Here is a 24,467-nt window from a genome sequence, read left to right on the forward strand (position 1 = left end):
TTATGAAAGGAGCTTTTGCGTCCGTTCGCATGGATGAAAATCATCCGCACTGGCAATATGCTTCGGCCCGTGCCGGCAAACTGTACAGTCGCAGCGGCGATTTTCGTACGGAATTCGGTCGCGACTATACGCGTATTATCCATTCTCTGGCTTACAGCCGTTTAAAACATAAGACTCAAGTGTTTTTTACGACGAAGAACGATCATATATCGACGCGTATCGACCATGTCAATCAGGTCAATTCCGTGAGTAATACCATCGGCGTTTATTTGGGGTTAAATACGGAGCTTATCAGTGCCATTGCTTTGGGTCATGATTTGGGTCATTCACCCTTTGGGCACTTGGGCGAGCGGATCTTGCAGAAAATCAGTCATGACGAGGCGGGGCAGCGCTTTTGGCATGAACAGCAGGGCCTGCATGTAGTAGACTCCATTGAAACTCTGTTGGATCCGACGGGAAAGACACAAAATCTCATGCTTACCTATGCGGTCAGAGACGGTATTATCAGTCATTGCGGTGAAGTGCGGTCGACGGTGATAAGACCCCGTGAAGAAGCCATGGACTTAAACGACATTGAGCGCCCCAGTCAGTATGCTCCCTACACGTGGGAAGGATGTGTCGTAAAAATTGCCGATAAAATCGCATACTTGGGTAGAGATATTGAAGATGCCGTACGCCTCGGTATTTTGAAAGAAGACGGCAAGCCCTTACAGGACTTGTTAAAAGAACTGAACAGTTACAGCAAGGAGCCTATTCAGTCGGTGACGAATACGTCCATTATGTATCCTCTTATTACGGATATTTGCCGCGAAAGTTCTCCCGAAGCGGGTTTGGTTCTGTCGCAGTCGCATATTAATATGATGGATGCGGTCATGCGATTCAATTACGCACACATTTATAAGAATAAGAGGCTGGAAGTGTATCATGCTTATGCGCGCCTTATTCTTGAATCGGTGTATAAGCTTTTGCGCGAGTGTTATGACGGCACGGAAACGATGAACAATATCCGAATTCTTGCCAAAGATTATCCTACCTTGGGGCGGCATTTTGAAAAGCGTATGAAAAAGTTCTCCGACTTAGGTCGTCTCGAAGCGGATCCCGACGAATACGGCAACAAGGTGATTTACCGAATCTCGGATAGCGAAGCTGATTATAAGAAGGCGTGCATCGACTATATTGCCGGTATGACGGATACTTATGCTGAAAAGATTTTCGGTGAAATGACGACCTTTTAACCGTTCCGGAATATTTCCGGTCATGGCGGTTTGGGCCTTGACAGGGATCGGAGCTGTGAGTATAATATGTTGTGTTACAGATTAAGCAGAAGCCGTCCGCTTCTCACCTTACAAGACGCACAGTTACTAAGGTTATATGTCGGTCATATATGAGCGGGCAGCTATGCTGTTCGCTCTTTTTTTGCGGAGGTGAAAGATTATTAGTAAAGAATTGCGTATCAACGATCAAATCAGAGCTAAGGAAGTACGTTTGGTAAGCGATACGAATGAACAGCTCGGTGTTATGTCTTTGCGCTCTGCACGTCAGATTGCGGAAGAACGGCACTTGGACCTGGTTGAAATTGCAGCCAATGCCAAACCGCCCGTTTGCCGTATTATGAACTACGGGAAGTACCGGTATGAACAACAGAAACGGGAAAAGGAAGCAAAGAAAAAACAAAAGGTCCTGACGTTGAAGGAAGTAAAATTACGTCCCAACATTGAAGACCATGACTTTTACGTCAAAATGAAAGCGGCACAACGTTTTCTCGATGAAGGCAGCAAGGTCAAGGTTACGATTATGTTCAGAGGCCGCGAAATGAGCCATCCCGAATTGGGTGAAAAGTTGCTTATTCGCTTTGCCGATGAGTTGAAAGAAGTCGCTCATGTTGAAAAGGCACCTAAGATAGAAGGCAGAAACATGACTATGGTCATAGCTGTCAATAAGGCGAAGTAAGAGGAGGAAATTATATCATGGGTAAATTAAAAACCCGCAGCGCTGCGGCAAAAAGATTCAGTGTAACAGGTTCGGGCAAGTTTAAAAGAGCAAAAGCTTATAAGAGCCATATTTTGGAAAAGAAATCTCCGAAACGTAAACGTAATCTGCGTAAAGCCGCTCTCGTTGCTAAGAGCTATTCGGATGCGGTTCGCAAGATGTGCCCCTTCATTTAATACGTTATTACACTTAAGAGATTGGGAGGAATTATATAATGGCTAGAATTAAAGTCGGTGTTACAGCACACGCTCGTCATAAAAAAATCATTAAAATGGCAAAAGGCTATCGCGGTACGCGTAGCCGTCTCTTCAAAAAGGCTAACGAAAGCGTAATGAAGGCTCTCTTCTACGCTCGTCGTGACCGTCGTCAGAAGAAACGTGAATTCCGTAAATTATGGATTGCCCGCATCAATGCGGCAACTCGTGCAAACGGCATGAGCTACAGCCGTTTCATCAACGGCTTGACGAAAGCAGGCGTTGAAGTAAACCGCAAAATGTTGGCAGACTTGGCTGTTAACGATGCAGCCGCTTTTGCTAAGTTGGTTGAAGTAGCGAAAGCTCAGTAAGATAAGGAAAAGCCGCTCATATATGAGCGGCTTTTTTGTTTAGGATTTATCGTAAAGAAAGAAGTCTTCCCAATCGGGCGGAAGGGGACGGTCGCGTCGCATAATGCAGTACGAGTCGATTTTAGGCGGTGCAAAATCGAGAAGGGGAATAATGCGAATGCCTGTGGAGACCGCCGGGTCCTGTAAGAGACTTGCAGGCAAAAAGGTATAGCCCAGACCCTTGCGAATATAGGCGGGAAGCTTAGTGCTGTTGTCGATTTCCAGGCGGAAGCGATGGTGTTTGGGGAAGAGATCGCGAATGTATAGACCCAACCCCTGAAGGGCAAAGTTGGAGAAGAGGTAGTCGATTTCGGGAAGATTTTCTTTGGAAATTCCGTCGGCCCAGGTCGTGTCATCGGCAGTACAGACGAGGCAGAGATCTTCACTGTAATAAGGACGGCACCAGTAACCGTCTCCGTAAAAGGAAACGAAGGAAAAGACCATATCCAGGTTCCCTTTTTTTAAAGACTCGATCATCTCCGTCGTATGACCGATGTTCAATATAATCGTGCTTAGAGGCTTGGCTTTCATCCACTTTCGCAGAGCGTGTTGCAGGCGGCATTCGTAAATAGTGTTGGTCGTACCGATGCGCAGGCGTTCGTCGGACGAAAGGGAAGAGCGGACCGTTTGTAAGGCCGTTGTTTCCAAATCGACGAGCTGTTTCGCATAGTCTAAAAACTGCAACCCCGCCTCGGTCAGCTCAATCTGCTTATGTTTGCGTGTAAAAAGGGGTTTGCCGATTTCACTTTCCAAGTCGACAATTCGGTTTGTTACCGTTGATTGGGCAATGAAAAGGTGTTCCGCCGTTTTGGTAAAGTTTTTAATTTGGGCGGCGGCAATAAAGGTACGCAGCGTTTCCGTATTCATAAATTTCTCCAAGTATCTGAAAAACAAATCGATTCAATCGAATTCATCTATTTTACAAATTATTTTTTCTTATTATATAATAAGGCGGTAAAAGAGACAATTATCGTACAGTAAGTTCAGTACTGCCCGTCAGTACGGAAAACGGAGTGACAGTGATGAATGAGAAAAAAGTGCCTTTTACAGAAGGCGAAATTCGTGAAATTATTAAAACCTATCCGACACCCTTTCATATTTACGATGAAGAAGCCATAAGAGCCAACGTTCGCAAGCTTATCAAGGCTTTTGACTGGGCGAAGGATTTTAAAGAATATTTTGCTGTAAAGGCAACGCCCAATCCGTATATTATGAAAATCCTTAAAGCCGAAGGCGTCGGTGCCGATTGCAGCTCTTTACCGGAACTGTTGTTGTGCGAAAAAGTCGGTATTTCGGGCGACGACATTATCTTTTCGTCCAACGATACGCCCTATCAAGAATTTGCCAAGGCCATGGAATTAGGGGCCATTATTAATATTGACGACATTACGATGATCGACTTCCTTGAAGCGAACGGTCCCATTCCCGACCGCATCTGCATGCGTTATAATCCCGGCCCCTTATTAAAAGACGGCAATGATATTATCGGAACGCCGGAAGAATCGAAGTACGGGCTTACGCGCGATCAGATTTTTGAAGCCATGGCTATTTTAAAGCAAAAGGGTGTAAAACGCTTCGGTCTTCATACCATGGTCGTATCTAATGAACTCAACGCCAACGGCTTGATTAATACGGCGAAGATGATGTTTGAATTGGCTGTAGAGGTTAAAGAACGCCTCGGCATTTATATTGATTTTATCGATTTCGGCGGCGGTATCGGCTTACCCTATCGCCCGGAAGAAAGTTTTGTCGACTATGATGTATTGAGTGCCGGCATTAAGGATCAGTTTGAAAAGATTATGGTTCCTAACGGATTGGATGATATTCGCCTCTCCTTTGAATGCGGACGTGCCATTACGGGCCCTTACGGCTATTTGGTAACGACGGCTATTCACCATAAGGATATTTGGAAACATTACATCGGTACGGATGCTTCCATGGCCAACCTCATGCGTCCCGGCATGTACGGAGCCTATCACCACCTGACCGTTCTGGGAAAAGAAGAGGCACCGGCCGATCACGTATATGACGTAACGGGATCTCTTTGCGAAAACTGCGATAAATTCGCTGTCGATCGCCCCTTGCCTGAAATTAAGGACGGCGATATTCTCGTCATTCATGACACGGGTGCTCATGGTCATTCTATGGGTTTTAATTACAACGGAAAACTTCGTTCGGCGGAATTGCTCATGCATAAGGACCATAGTGTCACGCAAATTCGTCGTGCCGAAACGGTTGACGACCTCTTTGCAACCTTGGATTTTTCCGATTTATAAGAACTGCATTATTACTCGAAGGCGTTCCTGCAGGAACGCCTTTTTTGTTTGGCTTGGACCTTCCCTTCATGGTAGTATGTAAGAAAGGAGAGATGAGTATGTTCCATGCCTTTGAAGCGGTTACGACCTTTCATTTGTTTGCTCTCGTCGTCATCGGTGCCGGCGGAGCTTATGCATGCCGAAAGGGAAGCGTGTCGGTGCGGGCCGTCGTTTTACACAATTTAATCTGTCTTTTGTGGTGCCTCAGTGTGACCTTATATGCCTCGGAAGGGCTCGGTCTTTGGGCGGGACTGTTTGTGGCAAGCCTTTTTGTGACCCATGCCGTCTTCGGCAAAAAGGGCGGTTACGGGCAGTTACAGCGGAGGGTTCCGGTTACGAGAAGAGTTTTTCGACCATATGTGGCGACGGCCTTTGTCCTGTCTTTTTTGCAACTGGCTTTGTACTTTGTACCGACCTTAAGATACTTATGGGTTACGTCTCTTGTCAGCCCCGTCGTGGGCGGGATGTTGGCAGGTGTCGTTTTTTCGTACTCGGACCGGATCGTCAAGAGCGAAAAGAAGGACTGAGAACTCTTGCTCGTATGCCGTAAAAACGCCTGTGTGACGGCCTTTGTCATTGACAGAAGCCCCTGATTATTGGTACAATACAACATGTATTTTCTATCATTCATACTGCGAGGAGATGCGACATGAGAATGAGATTTCGAAAGATAAATTTACATACCTTCTATTGTCGTGCCTGCAGTGTATCTTAGTGCTATAATCCCGCCGAAGGCGTATGCCTTCTGCCGGGATTTATTTATTTTCTACAGGAGGAAGTTATGAAAAAAATTGGCTTGTTGATGGGTAGCGATTCGGATTTACCCGTTATGCAAAAAGCATTGGATATTTTTAAGGAATTCGGCGTTCCTTATGAAGCCGTATTGGCTTCGGCACATCGTACGCCCGCAGCTGTTAAAGAATTTGCCGAAACGGCGGAAGAACGCGGCATAGGGTGCCTCATTGCCGGTGCGGGAATGGCGGCTCATTTAGCCGGTGTTGTTGCGTCCTTTACGACGTTGCCCGTCATCGGAGTTCCTCTTGAAGGCGGCAGCATGCGCGGTATGGATGCCCTTTTGTCGACAGTACAAATGCCGTCGGGTATGCCCGTGGCGACAGTAGCCGTAAACGGAGCGAAGAATGCGGCTCTCTTGGCTATTCAAATTCTGGCGGTAGGTGATGCTCAACTGGCCGGTAAATACAAGGCCTATCGTGCAGATATGACGGCTCAGGTAGAAGCGAAGAACGTAAATTTACAAAAGCAACTCAATCAGGCGTAGAATCAATCAGGAGGAACTATGCAATACGATTCGGTATGGGATAAACTTCATGAAGAATGCGGTGTCTTCGGCATTTACGATAAAGAAGCGGACATTCCCCGTTATGTATACTGGGGGCTTTTTGCCTTACAGCATCGCGGACAGGAAAGCGGCGGTATTGCTCTGACGGACGGCACGGATATTCACAATCATCGCGGCATGGGCCTAATCAGTTCGGTCTTTGAAAAGGAACTGCCTGCCAATGAAGGCGGTCCCATCGGCATCGGTCACGTGCGCTATTCGACAACGGGCTCCAACAATCCCCGTAACATTCAACCCTTGGCCGTGTACACGTCTATGGGGGAAATCGCATTGGCACACAATGGCAATTTGACCAATGCCCGGGAACTGCGTACGCGCCTTGAAGATGACGGGGCGACGTTTCAGACGACGATGGACAGCGAAGTTATCGTCAACCTCATCAGCCGTAGCAGAAAACCGACTATTGAAGAACGAATTATTGACAGCATGACTCAAATTAAGGGTGCATTCTCCCTTGTCTTAATGACCAACAAAAAGCTTTACGGGGCACGTGATCCCTTGGGATTTCGTCCTTTGTGTATCGGCCGTACGGAAACGAGCGGCTATGTCATCGCTTCGGAAACGTGTGCTCTCGATGCTATCGGAGCTACTTTTGTGCGTGATGTCAAGCCCGGTGAATTTATCGAAATCGGAGCGGACGGCTTGAAGTCTACCATGTATGCGGAAGCGGAACGTAAACAAGTCTGTTCGTTCGAATACATTTATTTTGCCCGTCCCGACAGCATCATGGACGGACAGGATGTGTACCAGGCCCGTTTGGCTATGGGGCGGGAAATGTGGAATGAAACGCATTACGATGCGGACCTCGTCATTTCCGTTCCCGACAGCGGTACGACGGCGGCTCTCGGCTATTCCATGGCCTCGGGCATTCCCTTTAACTTCGGCCTCATTAAGAATCGCTATATGGGCCGTACCTTTATTAAACCGGATCAGAAGCAACGTGAACTGGCCGTTCGTATGAAGCTGAACGTCGTCAAGTCCGTTGTTAAGGGCAAGCGAATCGTCATGGTTGACGACTCCATCGTCCGCGGCACGACGAGCGGTATTATTTGCAGACTTTTGCGTGAAGCCGGTGCTAAAGAAGTGTACATGTGCGTATCGGCACCGCCTGTTAAATACTCCTGTTTCTACGGCATCGATACGTCGGTTCGCAAGGAACTCATTGCTTCCGACTTGTCCGTTGAAGAGATCCGCAAGTATATAGGCGTCGACAAGTTACACTTCATTTCCTTTGACGGATTGGCCAAGGCTATGCCCGAAATTCCAAAGGAAAATATGTGTCTGGCTTGCTTTAATAACGATTATCCCACGGAAATTCCCGCCAATGAGGAAGGAGAAAAATATGCACTCGAAGGAAAATGCTAAGGAAAGTTTGACCTATGCCGCAGCCGGGGTAGACATCGATGCCGGTAACAAAGCGGTTGAATTGATGAAGGATTCGGTCAAGGCCACATACAGACCGGAAGTGCTGGGTGATTTAGGCGGTTTCGGCGGCCTTTTCTCCTTAATGAACAGTTCCGTAAAAAATCCCGTTCTCGTCAGCGGTACGGACGGAGTAGGTACGAAACTGCGCCTGGCCATTATGATGGATAAGCACGATACGGTCGGTCAGGACTGTGTAGCCATGTCCATTAACGACATTCTCGTCCAGGGTGCGGAACCTCTCTTTTTCCTCGATTATATTGCCGTAGGTAAGCTCAATCCCGAACAGGTAGCATCCATCGTCAAAGGCGTGGCTCAGGCATGCAGCGAATCGGGATGCGCTCTCTTAGGCGGTGAAACGGCTGAAATGGCCGGTTTTTACGGTGACGGCGATTACGACTTGGCCGGTTTCGGTGTCGGCTTGGCAGACCGTGAAAAGCTGATTACGGGAGAAACCATTAAAGAGGGCGATGTTCTCATCGGCTTGCCGTCGACAGGCGTTCATTCCAACGGTTTTTCCTTAGTTCGTAAAATAGTTTTTGATCGTATGAAGATGAAGCTTACGGACTATGTAGGAGAATTGGGTATGTCCATCGGCGAATGCCTTCTGACACCGACACGCCTTTATCCGCGTCCGTGTTTGCCCGTTATTCGGGAATTTGATGTAAAAGGCATGGTACATATTACAGGCGGCGGTTTCTACGAAAATATTCCTCGTGTTCTGCCTAAAGGCATCGGGGTGGAAGTAGATGTTACGACATGGCCGCAGCTGCCCGTCTTCGGTTTATTGCAGAAGTGGGGTAACGTAGACTGGCCGGAAATGTACAGAACTTTCAACATGGGTATCGGCATGATTATGATTGTCGACAAGGACGACGCACCGGCGGTTATGAAGAATCTGGAAGATCGTCATGAACAGGCCTATGTTATCGGTAAGACTGTCAAGACCGACGGTGACCGTGTCGTCTTAAAGGGAGGCGTTTTCAATGACTGAGAAGCGAATCATCGTTTTCGCTTCCGGCAGAGGTTCCAATGCAGAAGCTCTGCATGACGCCATGGAAAAGGGTGAAATCAACGGTCGTTTTGTAGCGGCCGTTTGCGACAACCCTCAGGCACCGTTCATTGAAAAGGCGCGTTCGTGGGGATTGCCCGTTATCATAGCGGACAGAAAGTCCTTTGCGAGCCAAGGCGAGTTTGAGCACTATATATCGGAAGAAATCGCTCCGTATCAAGCGGACCTTATTTGTCTTGCCGGATTTATGCGAATTTTGAGCGGAGACTTTATCGCTCCTTATGAATATAAAATTATTAACATTCATCCCGCCTTGCTTCCGTCCTTTAAGGGCTTACACGGACAGCGACAGGCGTGGGAAGCAGGCGTCAAGGTTGCCGGTTGTACGGTGCATTTCGTCGTCCCCGACATGGATGCGGGCCCCATTATCATTCAGGAAACGGTTCCTGTAAAAGACGACGACACGGCCGATACCCTGGCGGCACGTATTCTGACAAAGGAACACCCGTCGTACGTGCGAGCCGTCGCCCTGTTTTGTGATGACAAGTTGGAAATTTCAGGTAATCGCGTACGTATTAAGGAATAAGAGGAGTGGCAGTCGTGAAAATAAAAAGAGCCTTATTGAGTGTATCCGATAAAAGAGGCATTGTAGAGTTCGGTAAAGAATTGGCCGCTATGGGTGTAGACATTATTTCTACAGGCGGTACGATGAAGGCTTTGCGCGATGCAGGCGTTCCCGTTACGGCTGTACAGGATGTGACGGGCTTTCCCGAAATGATGGACGGCCGTGTAAAGACCTTGCACCCGAAAATTCACGGGGCTATTTTAGCCATGCGTGATCATGAAAGCCATGTACAGGCCATGAAAGACCACGGCATTACCCCCATCGATTTGGTAGTCGTAAACTTATATCCTTTTAGAGAAACGATTGCCAAACCGGACGTAACCTTGGCAGATGCCATTGAAAATATCGATATCGGCGGTCCCTGCATGGTACGCGCCGCCGCAAAGAATAATAAATTTGTCGCCATCGTAACCAATCCTGATATGTACGGCGAGATTACGGAACTTTTGAAAAAAGACGGCGAATTAAGCGATGCCTATCGCTTGAATTTAGCTCGCTTGGCCTTTACTCATACGGCTGAATACGATGCGGCCATTGCCGCATATTTGACGGAAGAAGTAAGAAAGGGGGATAAGGCGTAATGAAGGTGGCAGTAGTCGGCGGCGGCGGTCGTGAACACGCCCTGGTGCGTAAATTACACGAAAGCCCGTCCGTAGAAAGCCTTTATGCCTTTCCGGGAAGTGAAGCCATGTCCGACTTGGCCCGGTGCGTCCCCCTATCTGTAACGGATTTGACCGGTATTACGGACTTTGCCGTAAAAGAAGGCATCGATTTACTCGTCGTCGGTCCCGAAGTACCTTTGACACAAGGGCTGGCAGATGCGGCTGAAGCCAAAGGCATTGCCGTTTTCGGCCCCGTTAAGGCGGCAGCTCGCCTTGAAGGATCGAAGGGCTTTGCCAAGAACTTAATGAAAAAATACGGCGTACCTACGGCGGCTTACGAAATCTTTACGGACAAAGAAGCGGCCAAGGCGTATATCGAAAAACAGGGTGCTCCTATTGTTATCAAAGCCGACGGTCTGGCAGCCGGTAAGGGTGTAGTCGTGGCACAGACGGTAAAGGATGCGACGGATGCCGTAGACGCCATGATGAAAGATCGCATTTTCGGCGAATCGGGCGGACAAATCGTCGTAGAAGAGTGTATGGTCGGTGAAGAAGCAAGCCTACTTGCTTTCGTAGATGGTAAAACCATCGTTCCCATGGTGGCGGCTCAAGACCACAAGCGGATTTTTGACGGCGACAAGGGGCCCAATACGGGTGGTATGGGTGCTTATGCTCCCGCTCCCGTTCTTACGGACCGATGGCGTCAAGTGGTAGAAGAAAAGATTTTACGTCCTGTCGTTGACGGCTTGGCTAAGGAAGGCATTCCTTATAAGGGGTGCTTATATGCAGGACTCATGCTGACGGATAAGGGACCGAAGGTGGTTGAATTTAACTGCCGTTTCGGAGATCCGGAAACGCAGGTCGTCTTGCCCTTATTGGACGGTGACTTGGCGCAAATCATGTATGACTGTGCTACCGGTCGATTGAATCCCAAAGACGTACATTGGCATAAGGGAGCGGCGTGTTGCGTCATTATGGCTTCGGCCGGCTATCCCGAATCATCACACAAGGGGGATGTCATTGACGGATTGGATGACGTAGAAAAGGATGGTAGTGTCTATGTATTTCATTCAGGCACTAAGAAAGAGGACGGAAAATTCGTCACTGCCGGCGGCCGCGTTTTGGGTGTAACGGCTTTGGGCGACTCTCTTCAGGATGCCATCAGTAAGGCCTATGCTCAGGTAGAACGGATTCATTTTGACGGCCAACAAGTTCGTCGCGATATCGGTCAAAAAGGCTTGAAACACTTGTCTTAAAAATATATAAAGCGGACTTCTTGTATATGCAGGCAGTCCGCTTTTATTACGAGAGGGCGATATGTCATGAATTACAGGACGGAAAAAGATTCATTAGGAGAAATACAGGTTCCTGCTGACAAACTTTGGGGAGCACAGACGCAGAGAAGTCTGGAAAACTTCCAAATCGGCACGGAAAAAATTCCCCAAGAGCTGGTCACGGTCTTTGCTTATTTGAAAAAAGCGGCAGCCGAAACGAATAATAAGCTGGGTAACTTGGATGATGTGCGGACTCGTGCCATTGAAGCGGCTTGCGATGAAATCCTGGCGGGTCATTTGGAAGGAAACTTTCCCCTGGCCGTGTGGATGACCGGTAGCGGTACGCAATTTAATATGAATATGAATGAAGTGATTGCTAAAAAGGCTGTCCAAATAGCTGTCGCTGGGGGAGAAAGTATAACCGTTCATCCTAATGACCATGTAAATCGGTCGCAGAGCTCGAACGACGTCTTTCCGACGGCCATGCATGCGGCGACGTTGTGCTTAATTGAAGACCGCCTTTTTCCCGCTATGGATCGCTTACAGTCTCTGCTGGAAAAGAAGGCGGAAGAATATAAAGACATTGTAAAAATCGGCAGAACGCATTTACAGGATGCTACGCCCTTGACGTTAGGGCAGGAAATCAGCGGTTGGGCCCGCATGATTGAACGAAATCGGGAGATGCTCGTGCAAGGATGCGAGTTCTTGCGTGATTTGGCTGCCGGTGGAACGGCTGTGGGTACGGGCATCAATTGCCCGAATGAATTCGGGCCTCTCTTTGCCGAAGAATTGAGTCGTCTGACGGGTAAGGTATTCAGAACGGCAAAAAATAAGTTTCACTCCCTGACAAGTAAGGATGAACTAGTTGTAGCTCACGGTATGTTGAAAGCCTTGGCCTGTGATTTGATGAAGATTGCCAACGATGTACGTTGGTTGGCATCGGGACCGCGTTGCGGCATTGGCGAACTCATTATTCCCGCTAACGAACCTGGCAGTTCTATTATGCCGTCTAAGGTCAATCCCACTCAGGCTGAAGCGGTGACCATGGTAGCGGCACAAGTTATGGGAAATGATGCGACGGTCGGTTTTGCAGCCAGTCAGGGAAACTTCGAACTCAACGTGTTCATGCCCGTTATGGCCTACAACATGATTCAATCGATTCGCCTTTTGACGGATGTTATGGATTCGTTCGGTAAGCACTGCATAGCAGGGCTTGAACCGAACAGGGAACGAATTGAAGAAAACCTGCATCGATCCTTAATCTTAGTTACGGGCCTTGTACCTCTCGTAGGGTATGATAAGGCCTGCAGCATTGCCAAAACAGCCGCCTCCCAAGGTTTGACCTTGAAGGAAGCGGCGGTAGAGAGCGGCCTTATTACAGCTGAAGAATATGATGCACGCATGGACGTGCGTAAACTGGCCGGCTTGGAATAGACATAAAAAAGGAGACTTCGTGAGAAGTCTCCTTTTTTGCTATTTCAATTTGCTGTTAGCCTTTTCCGTGAAGGGAGCCGCTTCGATAATAAAGCGCTCATGAATGCCTTCACCGACGGGGCCGGCCGCATCGCAGGCCGTAATCTTAAAGGTCAGTTTACGGCGATCCTGTTCCGTAAGGACGGCCTTGGCCGTTACGTCCATGCCTACGGGGGTAGCGGATGTGTGCTTAATATTCATAGAAATACCGACAGTGGCAAAACCTTCGGGTAATTGCGAGTCGACAGCCTTTACGGCTGCGTGTTCCATCAGGCCTACAAGTGCCGGTGTGGCGTACACGGGAGCTGTACCGCTGGCATAGGCAATGGCCGTATTTTTTTCAGTAACCCTTTCCGTAAGTTCGGCAGAAGATTGTTCTTTTAATGTAAAGTCCATCATAAGCCTCCTAAGTCGTATAAGATATTTTTACTATAGCACAGAGGAGAATAAATAAAAACCTTTCGAGAAAAAATAGAGATTTGGTATAATGAAACAGACGGTAATGCATACGGAATATGTAACAGGCGGTGACGACATGAGCGATATTATAGAAAAAGAGGGAGTATCTTTTGTATCCTTCCGGCTATTTACCCCTTATAAGGGCTTGACGGCAGCCGTATCGACACGGCTCGGCGGTGTCAGTACGGGGGATTTTAAAAGTTTGAACATGAGTTTTTCTACGGGCGATGATAAAGAGGCCGTTAAGGAAAACAGACGACGGTATTTTAACGCCTTGGGTATATCGATAAAAGACCTGGTGGGGTGCAATCAGGTACACGGCGTGCATATTGAGCAGGTTACTAAAAAAGACTGCGGTCGCGGCGTAGAAGGCAAGGAAGACGCACTGCCCGGTTGCGACGGTTTGATTACGAATGAACCCGGCGTGGCGTTGACCATGAATTTTGCAGACTGCACGCCTTTGTTGTTTTTTGACCCTGTTCGCAAGGCTATCGGCTTGGCTCACGGCGGTTGGCGAGGGACGGCCGGTAATATTGCGGGCCTTACGGTAGAAAAAATGAAAGAAGCCTTCGGATCCGAAGCTAAAGACATTTTGGCGGCTATCGGCCCGGCCATGGGTCCTGATCGCTTTGAAGTGGGAGACGATGTTATACAGGCCTTTACAAACCTTTTCGGAAAAACGGAGGTTCTAGACCTTTATAAGCCGACGAAAGAAGGCAAGTATTTATTTAACATGTGGGAGGCCAACAGACGACTTTTGTTGCGTGCAGGCCTTCAAAAGGATCATATCGAATGTGCCGACATATGTACTCATACCCATACGGACCTCTTTTTTTCGTATAGAAAGGAAAAGGGCAAGACGGGACGACATATGGCGGTTATGGAATTACATTAACTCTTGGAAATACGGTCATAACAATCTGTGATTATGGCCGTACTTTTTGTGTAAAAAACTCTTGACAACCAAAGCAAAATTTAATAAAATACAGTAGAAATACAAATGAATAGATATTCATACATAAAAATGAGGGGGATTTAAAAATGAAGAAGTCTTATAAAATTGAAGTCGACTGCCCGAACTGTGCAGCCAAAATGGAAATGGCGGCCAATAAGACGGAAGGTGTCAAGGAAGCCAATGTCAATTTCATGCTTTTAAAGATGAAGGTGGAATTTGAAGACGGTGCCGATCCGCAAGCCGTGATGGAAGCAGACAACATAACTGTAAAAAAGCAACGTCTGACGGCGAAATTTTCTTGTAAGAATTTACATCGGGGGGACATGTATGCTAAGTGCCAGACAGAAGAAGGATTTAATTCGCATCTCCGTTGCCGCTGTCATTGTGATCGGTACCTCCTTTCTCGACGTGCCGAAAGCGGCTCATATTGCTTTGTACGCCGTAGCTTATCTGGTTGTAGGCTATGACATTTTACTGGAAGCTTGGGAAGGGCTTAGACACGGCAACGGCCTTGATGAATGCGTACTTATAGTTGTGGCGACCTTAGGGGCCTGGGCCATTGCTTTTTATGACGGCGAAGGTTATACGGAAGCCGTTGCGGTTATGCTCTTTTACCAAGTGGGTGAATGGTTCCAGAGATATGCCGTCAATAAGAGTCGCCGCAATATTGCAAGTCTCATGGATATTAACGCCGAATACGCCAATGTGGAACAAGTGGACGGCTCCTTGGTACAAGTAGATCCGGATGAAGTGGAAGTCGGTACGACTATTATCGTCAAGGCCGGCGAAAAAATTCCTATTGACGGAGTTATCCTTTCGGGTAACAGTAATCTCGATACGGCAGCCCTTACGGGGGAAAGTATGCCTCGTGAAGTAAAGCCCGGCGATACGGTTTTAAGCGGCTGCATCAATATTAACGGTGTCTTGCGTATTCAAACGGCTAAGGCTTTTGAAGATTCGACGGCTGCTAAAATCATGGAACTTATTGAAGAAGCAAGTTCCAAAAAATCCCGATCCGAACAGTTTATTACCCGATTTGCCCGTGTTTATACACCGACGGTTGTCGGTCTGGCAGCGGCCTTGGCACTATTACCGCCCTTGTTCGGACTCCTTACGACGGGGGAAGGTAATTGGCATATCTGGATATACCGTGCCTTGACCTTTCTTGTTATCAGTTGCCCCTGTGCGCTGGTTATCAGTGTGCCTTTGTCCTTCTTTGCCTCCATCGGCAGTGCCGGCAGGGCGGGTATTCTCATTAAGGGTTCAAATTACGTAGAACGACTGGCGGATGTAAAGACGGTTGTTTTCGATAAGACCGGTACGTTGACGCGCGGCATCTTCGGTGTTACGGCCGTTCATCCGGCTAAAGAATTTTTTGCCGAAGCGATGCGTGAAGGGAAGTCGCCCGAAGAAGAGCTCCTTCATTTGGCGGCCCACGTTGAAGCCATTTCGACTCACCCCATTGCCGAATCAGTGCGTCGTGCCTATAAGGCTGACGGTGACGGCTGTAAGGTGGAAGGAGGGGAAGAAGTTCCCGGCAAGGGAATTCGTGCATCAGTCAACGGGAAAATTGTCTGTGTCGGTAACAGCCTCTTTATGGAATCCGTAGGGGCCGTCGTTCCCGACTGCCGGTGTGACGGCACGATTATTCATGTAGCCGTAGACGGAGTATACGCCGGTCACGTAGCCGTTTCCGACGCCTTGAAACCGCACTCGAAAGAGGCTGTGAAGGCATTACGTAATGAAGGTGTGAAGAAACTGGTTATGCTGACGGGCGACAGCCAGACGACGGGCGACAAGGTCGGCAAGTCGTTAGAACTTGATGCCGTATACGGTAATCTCTTGCCTGCCGATAAGGTGGCACGAGCTGAAGCGTTGTTGCAAGAAACGAATGCCGCCGGCGGCTTTCTGGCCTTTGTCGGAGACGGTTTGAACGACGCACCCGTCCTGGCCCGTGCCGACGTAGGTATCGCCATGGGTGCCATGGGTTCCGACGCGGCTGTAGAGGCGGCGGACGTAGTCCTCATGGATGACGACCCCTTAAAGATTTCCGTGGCCGTTAAAATTGCTCACAAGTGCATGGCCATTGTTAAGGAAAATATTTGTATAGCCATCGGCATTAAGGTCCTCTTCCTTATCTTGGGAGCCGTCGGTATTGCCAATATGTGGTTTGCCATCTTTGCCGACGTAGGCGTTATGGTCTTAGCCGTATTAAATTCCATGCGTACTCTTTTGATGAGAAAAGTACAGGCATAAGAAAATACAAACAGCGGTTTGCCTCATACGGGGCGGCCGTTGTTTTCTTATATGCCTTATGCCGTTGACAAACGGGGCTTCAAGACATACAATGAAACGGCATACTCTATGCGGACAGTTCGTTTGCACCATCCTGTCCTTAAACAAAACCAGGGCTGTTTTTGTTTGCGTTTTTACGTTGACCAGAAGCCCTGCTCAGAGCAGGGCTTTTTTATGAGGTAACTATGTATTATATAAGCAGTGAAGCGACCTTTGACGGCGCTCATTTTTTAAAAAACTATGAAGGCAAGTGTCATAACCTGCACGGACACCGCTGGCTCGTACGGGCTCACGCCAAGGCGGAAGCCTTGAAAGAAACACGTCAGGAAAAGGGCATGCTGACGGACTTCGGAAACTTGAAAAAATCCTTGAAAGAAGCCTGCGACTTTTTCGACCACGCCTTAATTTATGAAAAGGGATCGTTGAAGGATACAACCTTGGCATGCCTTGAAGAAGAAAATTTTCTCTTGCGTGAAGTATCTTTTCGTCCGACGGCGGAAAATCTGTCCAAGTATTTTTACGATCTTTTAAAGAACGATTGCCCTGAACTTTGTCGCGTAGAAGTATATGAAACGCCGACCAATAAGGCGGCATACGAGGAATAATCATGCGAGTTGTCGAAAAATTTGTGAGCATTAACGGCGAAGGACAACGTGCCGGCGAATTGGCTCTCTTCATTCGCTTTCAAGGCTGTAATCTGAGCTGTACCTATTGCGATACGGCTTGGGCCAATGAAGCGGACTGTCCTTACGAGGAAGAATCGCCGCAGGAAATTGTCGACTATGCCTGTCGTGAAGGAGTGACGGACATTACCCTTACGGGCGGAGAACCGCTCTTACAAGAGGGGATAGATGAACTGATAGATCTCTTGTCTAAGCATGGCTTTCACGTAGAAATCGAAACAAACGGGGCCGTATCCCTTCTTCCGTTTTGCCAAAAGCGACGACCGTCCTTTACGATGGACTATAAGTTGCCGGGCAGCGGTTGTGAAAAAGCTATGATGACGGGAAACTTCGCCATTCTTACCGAGAAGGATACGGTAAAGTTCGTCGTTTCAAGTACAGAAGACTTACAAAAAGCGGAAGAAATCGCAACACGCTACGATCTTGTCAATCATTGCGCCGTATATATCAGCCCCGTCTTCGGCTCCATCGACCCGGCGCAGATGGTAGACTTTATGAAACAGAGGCGACTCAACGGGTGGAGGCTGCAGCTTCAGCTCCATAAGTTTATTTGGGACCCTGAGAAAAGAGGAGTATAAATGATAGACAAAAAAGCCATAGAAGAACATATTCGCGGCATCCTCGTCGCCTTGGGAGAAGACCCGGAAAGAGAAGGGCTGAAGGAAACGCCCAAGCGTGTGGCGGACATGTATGAAGAAGTCTTCGCAAGTATCGGTGAGTCGAATGACGATATTGCGGTCCGCCTGGCCAAGACCTTTGAAGACGAAGAGCAGACTGAAGATAAGGACCGTGTCGTCGTCATGAAGGATATCGATATGTTTTCTTTTTGTGAGCACCACATGGCACTTATGTACGATATGAAGGCGACAGTAGCCTATATCCCCAAAGGGCGAGTCATCGGCCTGTCCAAGATTGCCAGAATTTGTGATGCCGTAGGAAAAAGGCTTCAGCTCCAGGAACGAATCGGCAGAGACATTGCGGATATTATGGCCAAGGCGACGGGAAGTGACGACGTGGCCGTTATTTTGACGGCATCCCACGCCTGCGTGACGACGCGCGGCATTAAGAACCGTAGTACGCGGACAAAGACGGTGGAACTAAGGGGACGTTTTAAGACGGATGCAACCCTTCAAGTTTATTTACAATAAAGGACGATTATATGAAAACAGCAGTATTACTGAGCGGCGGTATCGACTCGACGACAGCTCTGGCACAGGCCGTAGACACGTACGGAGCTGAAAATGTCATAGCCCTTTCCGTACTCTACGGACAAAAACATAAAAAAGAACTGAATTGTGCTGAAAAAATTGCGAACTATTACGGCGTACGGCGAATCTCCTTTGATGTGAGCCCCTTATTTTCATACAGTCACAACAGCTTGATGGAAAATTCGGATAAGGCCGTGCCGCAAACGAGCTATGCCGAACAAATTGAAGAAACAAAGGGGCAGTCGCCCGTAAGTACTTATGTACCCTTCAGAAACGGCATCTTCCTTTCCGCCGCCGCCGGCGTGGCTCTCAGCCTCGATTGCGAACGCGTCGTCTACGGCGCCCATGCGGATGATGCGGCGGGAGCGGCCTATCCCGATTGCTCGCCGGCCTTCTTCGACGCCATGAAAACGGCTGTTTACGAGGGTACGGGCGGTGGGATTACTCTGGAAGCTCCGTTCATTCACATGAATAAAGCGGACATTGTGGCTGAAGGCCTGCGCCTTCATGTACCGTACGAGCTGACCTGGTCGTGCTATGAAGGGGGAGACAAGCCCTGCGGCCTCTGCGGTACCTGTAGAGACAGAGAAGCGGCCTTTTCTGCCAACGGCACGATCGATCCCTTACTGAAAGGAAAATAAGATGGAAAAATTGACACTCTTAGGCAATCAGAACGTGACCTATGCCAACGAATACAACCCGAAAATCTTGGAAGTCTTTGAAAACAAGCACCAAGACCACGATTACTTCGTTAAATTTAACTGCCCTGAATTTACGAGCCTTTGCCCCATAACGGGACAACCAGACTTTGCGACCGTCACCATTTCCTACGTACCGGATATAAAAATGGTGGAAAGCAAAAGCCTTAAACTCTACCTCTTCTCCTTCAGAAACCACGGTGCCTTCCACGAAGACTGCGTCAACATCATCATGGAAGACCTGATAACACTTATGGATCCCAAATACATTGAAGTATGGGGAAAATTCCTGCCTCGCGGCGGCCTCTCCATCGATCCGTACTGCAACTACGGAAAAAAAGGAACTAAGTGGGAAGACGTGGCCTTTAAACGCCTGGCCGAACACGACATGTATCCCGAAAAGGTGGATAATCGGTAGATGCTTGGGGATGTAGTGGGTCAATAATGTTAATATGTGAAAAGCTCTCGCCTAGTGGCGAGAGCTTTTTTGAGGCTCTTTTGCAAATGTTGGGGTCTAACTGATCAACAAGTTTCTTTGGCATCGAATACCCTCGTGTTCGATGCCATTCTTTTTGCTTAACAATAGGATACGAGTTCGGAAGTGCTCAAAGTGTCTAAGGCCGTAGCTTATTCGTTTCAATACTTTGACCTTGTTATTACATTCCTTCGTATAGCCTTTTGAAAAAGGTAGTAAGAACGCATTGGTTATCTGGCCTTTTCATGAAATAAAGGATGTGGAAAAGTTCCTAAATTCCAGTAACTGAGATGTCTTTACACTCTGTAACCACCATTCTAAGTGGTACGTAATTCGTTCCTTACTCTGTCTTTTCAAGATATGAAGAAATTATTGTTTTAATTGGTATGCTTTTCTTAACTTATCGGAAATCCGTAAAATCTCTTCTAACTTAATAAGAGCGGCATCCATTAGGCGGCCGGGGCGCTTCATAAGGCTTCTTTTGTTGCTCTTTAGCGTGGCTGAATAGCGTACCAGCTTCTTTTGTTCGTGTTTTCCAACAACGGCAAACAGGGTATCGGTCACACAATATGGGCATGGGGAAACAGGGGTTCCATAACAAGACTAAATTGGGAGAGATATCCACCACAATAAAGCGAACCGTCTGTCTTGTTTTCCGGCTATAGGCTGCGAAATACCGACACAGCGCATTCGTATACTTCTTTGATAAAATATCAATAACATGATGGCTATCCGGGTCGGTTAAGATTACCCGGTATTTCTGCCCGGCTGCATTGCCTCTAAACTCATCTATGCCCAAGACGGTCGGTAATTCTTTGGGTCGTGAAATAGAAATAAGGGAACAATACCGAATGACGGTAGTAACGGAAACGTGGCAAGCACGGACTATGGTTGTGTAGTTCAGCCCTCCATGTAACAGACGAAATATTTCGGAAATAGTCGTCATCCCTAATTGCTTATACCTCTGAATAAAGGGATTTTTTTCTGAAAATGAATGGGTACATTGAGGGCAAGAATATCTACGTTGTTTGTATTTAGCACAAATATGTAAACCATGAATACTCCCCAAATTTATCGTACGGACTCGATAGTCTTTTATGTATTTCGTAGTATGCCCGCAATAAGGACAGGTATGCTCCGTAACAGGAAGTATCACTTCATAGACTAAGGAATTATCTTTCTGGTAGGAATGGGTAATACATTCCCCTTTAATATTGAAGAAGGGTTGTATATAATCAATAGTAGGCATATGAGATCGCATCCTTTCTTTAGGGCTTGGACACTTTTATTGTAAAGCATGCGAACCTCATATGCTTTTGTTTTGCAAAAAAATAATGTTGAAGTCAGCACTTATTTGGTGTTGACCCAAACATTTATTATAGAACCTGTAATAATAGAGGGGGTATCCACTAGAGAAAGACCCTTATAGGGTCAGAGAAAACCACTTGTTTAACGGGTGGACATAACTATAATAACAATAATTAAAAAATAATAACAAAAAAAATAGACTTGATAACAAAATATTGAAAAAACAATTCGGCTTGATGTATAATGAATAAAATAGGGGGTGTATGGAATGTATACTGAAATTTCCAAAATAATTGAAGGTGCGTTATCCGGAGACAAGGAAAAGGTCTTTAATTATTCTAAAATATTGGCCCAAAATTTAGAAAATGATGGTGACTTAGCATTATCACGAAAAATAAATAATTTATTATCAAAAAAAAGAGGAGGAATACTGTCCTTAGATGCATTATCGTCTAGGCCTGTTGATGGTGAAAGCAGAATGGACATGGTGGATATTTGCTATCCAATTATTGATAGAAACAAATTAATTTTGAATAATGAAATTGACAACAAAATCAAGGAGTTTATAAAAGGCTATGAAAATAGAGATAAATTATTAAAAGCTGGAATAGATGAACCTTGTACATTGCTTCTCTATGGTCCGCCGGGATGTGGTAAAACCTCAATGGCACAATATATATCTATGGAGACTGGACTTCCATTAATAACAGCAAGGTTAGATGGAATGATTTCATCTTTGTTGGGGAATACAGCAAAAAATATTAGGAAAATATTTGATTTTGCTTCAAGGCAAGAATGTATCTTGCTTTTAGATGAATTTGATGTAATCGCTAAAATAAGAGATGATAAAAATGAGACGGGAGAATTAAAAAGAGTTGTAAATAGCCTTATTCAAAATATAGATGTTTTTAGCAAAGATAGTATTATAATTGCAGCTACAAATCATCATGAATTACTTGATCCCGCTATTTGGCGAAGATTTAATAGAGTTTTAAGTGTTAGTAAACCAACAGAACTTGAAATTAATAGTTTGATTCATACATGTATCGATACATCAAAATTTAAATTTGATATTTCAGATAAGAAAATTGAGAATATATCAAGTTTGCTAATAGGATTAAGTCATTCTGATATTAACACTATAATGAATAATTCTATGAGAAGTTCCGTAATAAATGAAAAAAATAAGATTACATTATTTGATATTTTAAGGGAGGCATTTTTGTTCAAAAATCATTCAATAACTAGTGACATGGAGTTCCTTGAATTTTTAATTCAAGGAAGAATGACTCATAGAGAATTGCAAAGTTGTGGATTTCCACTGAGAAGAATACAGATGGTTTCTAAAAAGTTAAGGGGTGAATAATAATGAAAGAGAAATTGCCAATTAAATTTTTTTCTAAACGTGAAGAAGATAAACAAAGAGTAGAAGGTGGAGGTAAAAAAGAACTTCCTAAATTTGTTCTAAGTGGTAGTGAGTTAAATGAAAAATCTGCTGAATTGTCTCGAATGATTTTTGATGCGTTAGAAGAAGATTGGGAAGACAGAAACATACCAGTTATAATTGAAGCAAAATTAAATAAAGATGCTCATGCTAAAAGCCATAGAAAGAAAATTGAGAATATATTTTTTACTAATAAGAATAATGTTATTGGAGTTTCAGATGAAAATACTTTAATTGTTCGTGTAGATTCTCAAAAAGATGGAGCTAAAATTGAAGAAAAAATAACCGATGTTAAAAATAATGCATATGGTATTTCGGGTATTGACAATATCATTAAATATAAGCCTACTGCATATAAAACGGAAGGCGTCTCTAACTATAAGGTAAAACTTTTTAACTTCAATGAGTTTTCTGTTAACACGAGTCATAAAGCAAAATTTGAGATGCTCTTGAGAAATGAACATGTAGAATTCGTAAAAACAAATTATACGAAATCACTGATAATATATAAACTATGCAATATATCAAATTTGCAAGTGGATAAGCTTGTAAATAGCACATTATTTGACTTAGCAGAAGAATTTGTTCCTATGCCATATGTATCAATTAATTTAGATATTTTGAATAAAAAAGATGAAGTTAAAGTAAAAGAATATGATGCTGATAAAAAAAGTGAGATTGTCGGTGTTTTAGATAATGGAATATGTGGGATAGCCCCATTAAAGTCATGGATTTATGGAAATAGAAATTCCCCATATCCAAATGAATTAATATCGGCAAGTCATGGAACATTTGTTGCGGGTGTTATTACATATGGGGATGAGTTTCAAGGAGAAGAAGTTGTTGGGGCTAAAAATATAAGAGTCTTTGACGCTGCGATTTTTCCAGATACTCAAAAGGAAAGCATAGAAGAAGATGAATTAATAGAAAACATTAGAGAGGTTATAAAAAATAACCATAAAGAAATAAAAATATGGAATTTATCAATAAGTATTGTTCGAGAAATATCTGAACAAAAATTTAGCGATTTTGCTATTGCATTGGATGATATTCAAGACGAATATAATGTCCTAATATGTAAATCAGCTGGAAATTGTGATAATTTTTCTAGAGGAGGTGCTGTTGGCAAATTACAAGAAGGAGCTGATTCCGTTAGATCATTGGTGGTTGGATCTATTGCAGATAAAAAAGAGTATGGTTGGATATCTGAGCCATATAACTTATCGCCATTTTCGAGAAGAGGTCCAGGTCCTGCATATATAATAAAGCCTGATATTGTTCATTTAGGCGGTAATGCTGGAGTTAATTCACAAGGAGAGATTATTCAAGGGGGAGTAAAATCATTTTCTAAAAATGGAGAGATTGCAGAACAAGCAGGCACTAGCTTTTCCACCCCTAGAGTAGCGGCTTTAGCTGCGGGATTATTAAATGAAATGGATGAAGAATTTGACCCGTTGTTATTGAAAAGCTTAATAATTCATTCAGCTAATTATCCTAATAATACTGAAATATCAGAATTTGAAAGAACTAAATATCTTGGTTTTGGATTACCTAATACCGTTCATAACATATTATATAATACTCCAAATGAGACAACTTTAATACTGCGAGATGTTCTGCCAAAAGGGAGATTTATAGATATTAAAGACTTTCCTATGCCAGAATGCTTGGTAAAGGATGGGTTCTTTAATTTTCAGGCTATTGTAACACTTGTATATGATCCTATTTTAGATCCAACTCAAGGGTTCGAATATTGTCAATCGAATATAGATGTGAAGTTTGGTTCTTATGATGAAAAGGTACCTAGAGATACAAGTAAGAATTGTATATTAAATCCGATTGGAAGGAATGGGGCTCAAAATATATTGGTGGGTTCATTATATAGCAAGGTCAAAATGAGAGAATCATCGAAAGAGTTTGCGTTAAAAGAAAGAATGTTAATTCAGTATGGAGACAAATATTATCCAGTAAAAAAATATGCAGTGGATACATCTGAGTTAACAGACGGGAACAAATTGAAATATACAACTGCCGATAAAAAATGGTATTTAACAATAGATAACACTTATAGAAGTAGTATTGAAGATAGGGCAGTTATCGAGAATAGGGAATTAAGTCAAGAATTTTGTTTAATCATCACAATTAAAGATCCAACTAATACTTGTAATGTTTATAATGGTATTACACAAAAACTCGATGAATATAATTTTTGGCACAATAATATCAAAATATCAGAAAATATCAATATTAAGTTATAAAAGAACAT

The 24,467-nt window shown here is 45.1% G+C and carries 24 protein-coding genes, 1 pseudogene and 1 other annotated feature; of the genes and pseudogenes, 22 read left to right on the forward strand and 3 right to left on the reverse strand.

What is annotated here, in order from left to right; translation table 11 throughout:
- Positions 1-2 precede the first annotated feature (2 nt).
- From HMPREF9429_RS05055 to rplT, 4 genes are all read left to right on the forward strand, one after another.
- Entirely contained in the window at positions 3-1,235 is a 1,233-nt protein-coding gene (locus HMPREF9429_RS05055; RefSeq protein ID WP_006942150.1) for a deoxyguanosinetriphosphate triphosphohydrolase family protein, read from the forward strand.
- 77 nt (positions 1,236-1,312) lie between these two features.
- Positions 1,313-1,423 (forward strand) — a sequence feature (ribosomal protein L20 leader region).
- A 23-nt stretch (positions 1,424-1,446) separates the two neighbouring features.
- A complete protein-coding gene (gene infC / locus HMPREF9429_RS05060) occupies positions 1,447-1,950 on the forward strand; it encodes a translation initiation factor IF-3 (RefSeq protein WP_006942151.1) in 504 nt (167 codons plus the stop codon).
- Positions 1,951-1,967: 17 nt separating this feature from the next.
- Positions 1,968-2,165: a 50S ribosomal protein L35 gene (gene rpmI, locus HMPREF9429_RS05065; protein ID WP_006942152.1), complete on the forward strand. Its 198-nt coding sequence runs from the start codon at positions 1,968-1,970 to the stop codon at positions 2,163-2,165.
- A 38-nt stretch (positions 2,166-2,203) separates the two neighbouring features.
- Entirely contained in the window at positions 2,204-2,554 is a 351-nt protein-coding gene (gene rplT / locus HMPREF9429_RS05070; RefSeq protein WP_006942153.1) for a 50S ribosomal protein L20, read from the forward strand.
- Positions 2,555-2,593: 39 nt separating this feature from the next.
- On the opposite strand, the gene HMPREF9429_RS05075 is transcribed toward rplT, so the two are convergent.
- Entirely contained in the window at positions 2,594-3,460 is an 867-nt protein-coding gene (locus tag HMPREF9429_RS05075; protein WP_006942154.1) for a LysR family transcriptional regulator, read from the reverse strand.
- 155 nt (positions 3,461-3,615) lie between these two features.
- On the opposite strand from HMPREF9429_RS05075, the gene HMPREF9429_RS05080 reads away from it, so the two are divergent.
- The 9 genes from HMPREF9429_RS05080 (at position 3,616) to fumC (ending at position 12,637) form a co-directional block, all read left to right on the forward strand.
- Positions 3,616-4,869 (forward strand): diaminopimelate decarboxylase family protein, encoded by a 1,254-nt coding sequence (locus HMPREF9429_RS05080; RefSeq protein WP_006942160.1) that lies wholly within the window; start codon positions 3,616-3,618, stop codon positions 4,867-4,869.
- Positions 4,870-4,967: 98 nt separating this feature from the next.
- Positions 4,968-5,435 (forward strand): hypothetical protein, encoded by a 468-nt coding sequence (locus HMPREF9429_RS05085; RefSeq protein ID WP_040773882.1) that lies wholly within the window; start codon positions 4,968-4,970, stop codon positions 5,433-5,435.
- Positions 5,436-5,689: 254 nt separating this feature from the next.
- Positions 5,690-6,187 (forward strand): 5-(carboxyamino)imidazole ribonucleotide mutase, encoded by a 498-nt coding sequence (purE, locus tag HMPREF9429_RS05090; RefSeq protein ID WP_006942163.1) that lies wholly within the window; start codon positions 5,690-5,692, stop codon positions 6,185-6,187.
- An 18-nt stretch (positions 6,188-6,205) separates the two neighbouring features.
- Positions 6,206-7,633 (forward strand): amidophosphoribosyltransferase, encoded by a 1,428-nt coding sequence (purF, locus tag HMPREF9429_RS05095; RefSeq protein WP_006942165.1) that lies wholly within the window; start codon positions 6,206-6,208, stop codon positions 7,631-7,633.
- Complete coding sequence (gene purM / locus HMPREF9429_RS05100; protein ID WP_040773885.1) at positions 7,611-8,684, forward strand: phosphoribosylformylglycinamidine cyclo-ligase; 1,074 nt, start codon at positions 7,611-7,613, stop codon at positions 8,682-8,684. Before purF ends, purM begins: the two co-directional genes overlap by 23 nt.
- Positions 8,677-9,288, forward strand: coding sequence for a phosphoribosylglycinamide formyltransferase (gene purN / locus HMPREF9429_RS05105; RefSeq protein WP_006942170.1), 612 nt, complete (start codon positions 8,677-8,679; stop codon positions 9,286-9,288). Before purM ends, purN begins: the two co-directional genes overlap by 8 nt.
- A gap of 14 nt (positions 9,289-9,302) precedes the next feature.
- Entirely contained in the window at positions 9,303-9,908 is a 606-nt protein-coding gene (locus tag HMPREF9429_RS05110; protein ID WP_050777769.1) for a hypothetical protein, read from the forward strand.
- Positions 9,908-11,185: a phosphoribosylamine--glycine ligase gene (gene purD, locus HMPREF9429_RS05115; RefSeq protein ID WP_006942173.1), complete on the forward strand. Its 1,278-nt coding sequence runs from the start codon at positions 9,908-9,910 to the stop codon at positions 11,183-11,185. The genes HMPREF9429_RS05110 and purD overlap by 1 nt, the downstream gene beginning before the upstream one ends.
- 66 nt (positions 11,186-11,251) lie before the next feature.
- A complete protein-coding gene (gene fumC / locus HMPREF9429_RS05120) occupies positions 11,252-12,637 on the forward strand; it encodes a class II fumarate hydratase (protein ID WP_006942175.1) in 1,386 nt (461 codons plus the stop codon).
- 39 nt (positions 12,638-12,676) lie between these two features.
- On the opposite strand, the gene HMPREF9429_RS05125 is transcribed toward fumC, so the two are convergent.
- Positions 12,677-13,072, reverse strand: a complete 396-nt coding sequence (locus HMPREF9429_RS05125; protein ID WP_040773888.1) for a thioesterase family protein — start codon at positions 13,070-13,072, stop codon at positions 12,677-12,679.
- 91 nt (positions 13,073-13,163) lie between these two features.
- On the opposite strand from HMPREF9429_RS05125, the gene pgeF reads away from it, so the two are divergent.
- From pgeF to queF, 7 genes are all read left to right on the forward strand, one after another.
- Positions 13,164-14,030, forward strand: coding sequence for a peptidoglycan editing factor PgeF (gene pgeF, locus HMPREF9429_RS05130; RefSeq protein ID WP_006942177.1), 867 nt, complete (start codon positions 13,164-13,166; stop codon positions 14,028-14,030).
- A gap of 387 nt (positions 14,031-14,417) precedes the next feature.
- Positions 14,418-16,346 (forward strand): heavy metal translocating P-type ATPase, encoded by a 1,929-nt coding sequence (locus HMPREF9429_RS05140; RefSeq protein WP_006942179.1) that lies wholly within the window; start codon positions 14,418-14,420, stop codon positions 16,344-16,346.
- A 224-nt stretch (positions 16,347-16,570) separates the two neighbouring features.
- Positions 16,571-16,990 carry a 6-pyruvoyl trahydropterin synthase family protein gene (locus HMPREF9429_RS05145; protein ID WP_006942183.1) on the forward strand — a complete coding sequence of 140 codons (420 nt, stop codon included), beginning with the start codon at positions 16,571-16,573 and terminating at the stop codon, positions 16,988-16,990.
- 2 nt (positions 16,991-16,992) lie between these two features.
- Positions 16,993-17,646, forward strand: a complete 654-nt coding sequence (queE, locus tag HMPREF9429_RS05150) for a putative 7-carboxy-7-deazaguanine synthase QueE (RefSeq protein WP_006942185.1) — start codon at positions 16,993-16,995, stop codon at positions 17,644-17,646.
- A gap of 3 nt (positions 17,647-17,649) precedes the next feature.
- The gene (gene folE / locus HMPREF9429_RS05155; RefSeq protein ID WP_198005692.1) at positions 17,650-18,216 is read left to right on the forward strand and encodes a GTP cyclohydrolase I; all 567 of its coding nucleotides are present in this window, start codon (positions 17,650-17,652) and stop codon (positions 18,214-18,216) included.
- An 11-nt stretch (positions 18,217-18,227) separates the two neighbouring features.
- Entirely contained in the window at positions 18,228-18,917 is a 690-nt protein-coding gene (gene queC, locus HMPREF9429_RS05160) for a 7-cyano-7-deazaguanine synthase QueC (RefSeq protein WP_006942188.1), read from the forward strand.
- A 1-nt stretch (position 18,918) separates the two neighbouring features.
- Positions 18,919-19,392: a preQ(1) synthase gene (gene queF / locus HMPREF9429_RS05165; protein WP_006942189.1), complete on the forward strand. Its 474-nt coding sequence runs from the start codon at positions 18,919-18,921 to the stop codon at positions 19,390-19,392.
- 96 nt (positions 19,393-19,488) lie between these two features.
- Here queF and HMPREF9429_RS09430 read toward each other — a convergent pair.
- Positions 19,489-20,710: pseudogene (locus HMPREF9429_RS09430) on the reverse strand (ISL3 family transposase).
- Between the two features lie 315 nt (positions 20,711-21,025).
- On the opposite strand from HMPREF9429_RS09430, the gene HMPREF9429_RS05170 reads away from it, so the two are divergent.
- Positions 21,026-22,123: an AAA family ATPase gene (locus tag HMPREF9429_RS05170; protein ID WP_006942194.1), complete on the forward strand. Its 1,098-nt coding sequence runs from the start codon at positions 21,026-21,028 to the stop codon at positions 22,121-22,123.
- A 2-nt stretch (positions 22,124-22,125) separates the two neighbouring features.
- Positions 22,126-24,459, forward strand: coding sequence for a S8 family peptidase (locus tag HMPREF9429_RS05175; RefSeq protein ID WP_006942195.1), 2,334 nt, complete (start codon positions 22,126-22,128; stop codon positions 24,457-24,459).
- Positions 24,460-24,467: the final 8 nt, after the last annotated feature.

Source organism: Megasphaera micronuciformis F0359, from assembly GCF_000165735.1.
Taxonomy (GTDB): Bacteria; Bacillota; Negativicutes; order Veillonellales; family Megasphaeraceae; genus Megasphaera; species Megasphaera micronuciformis.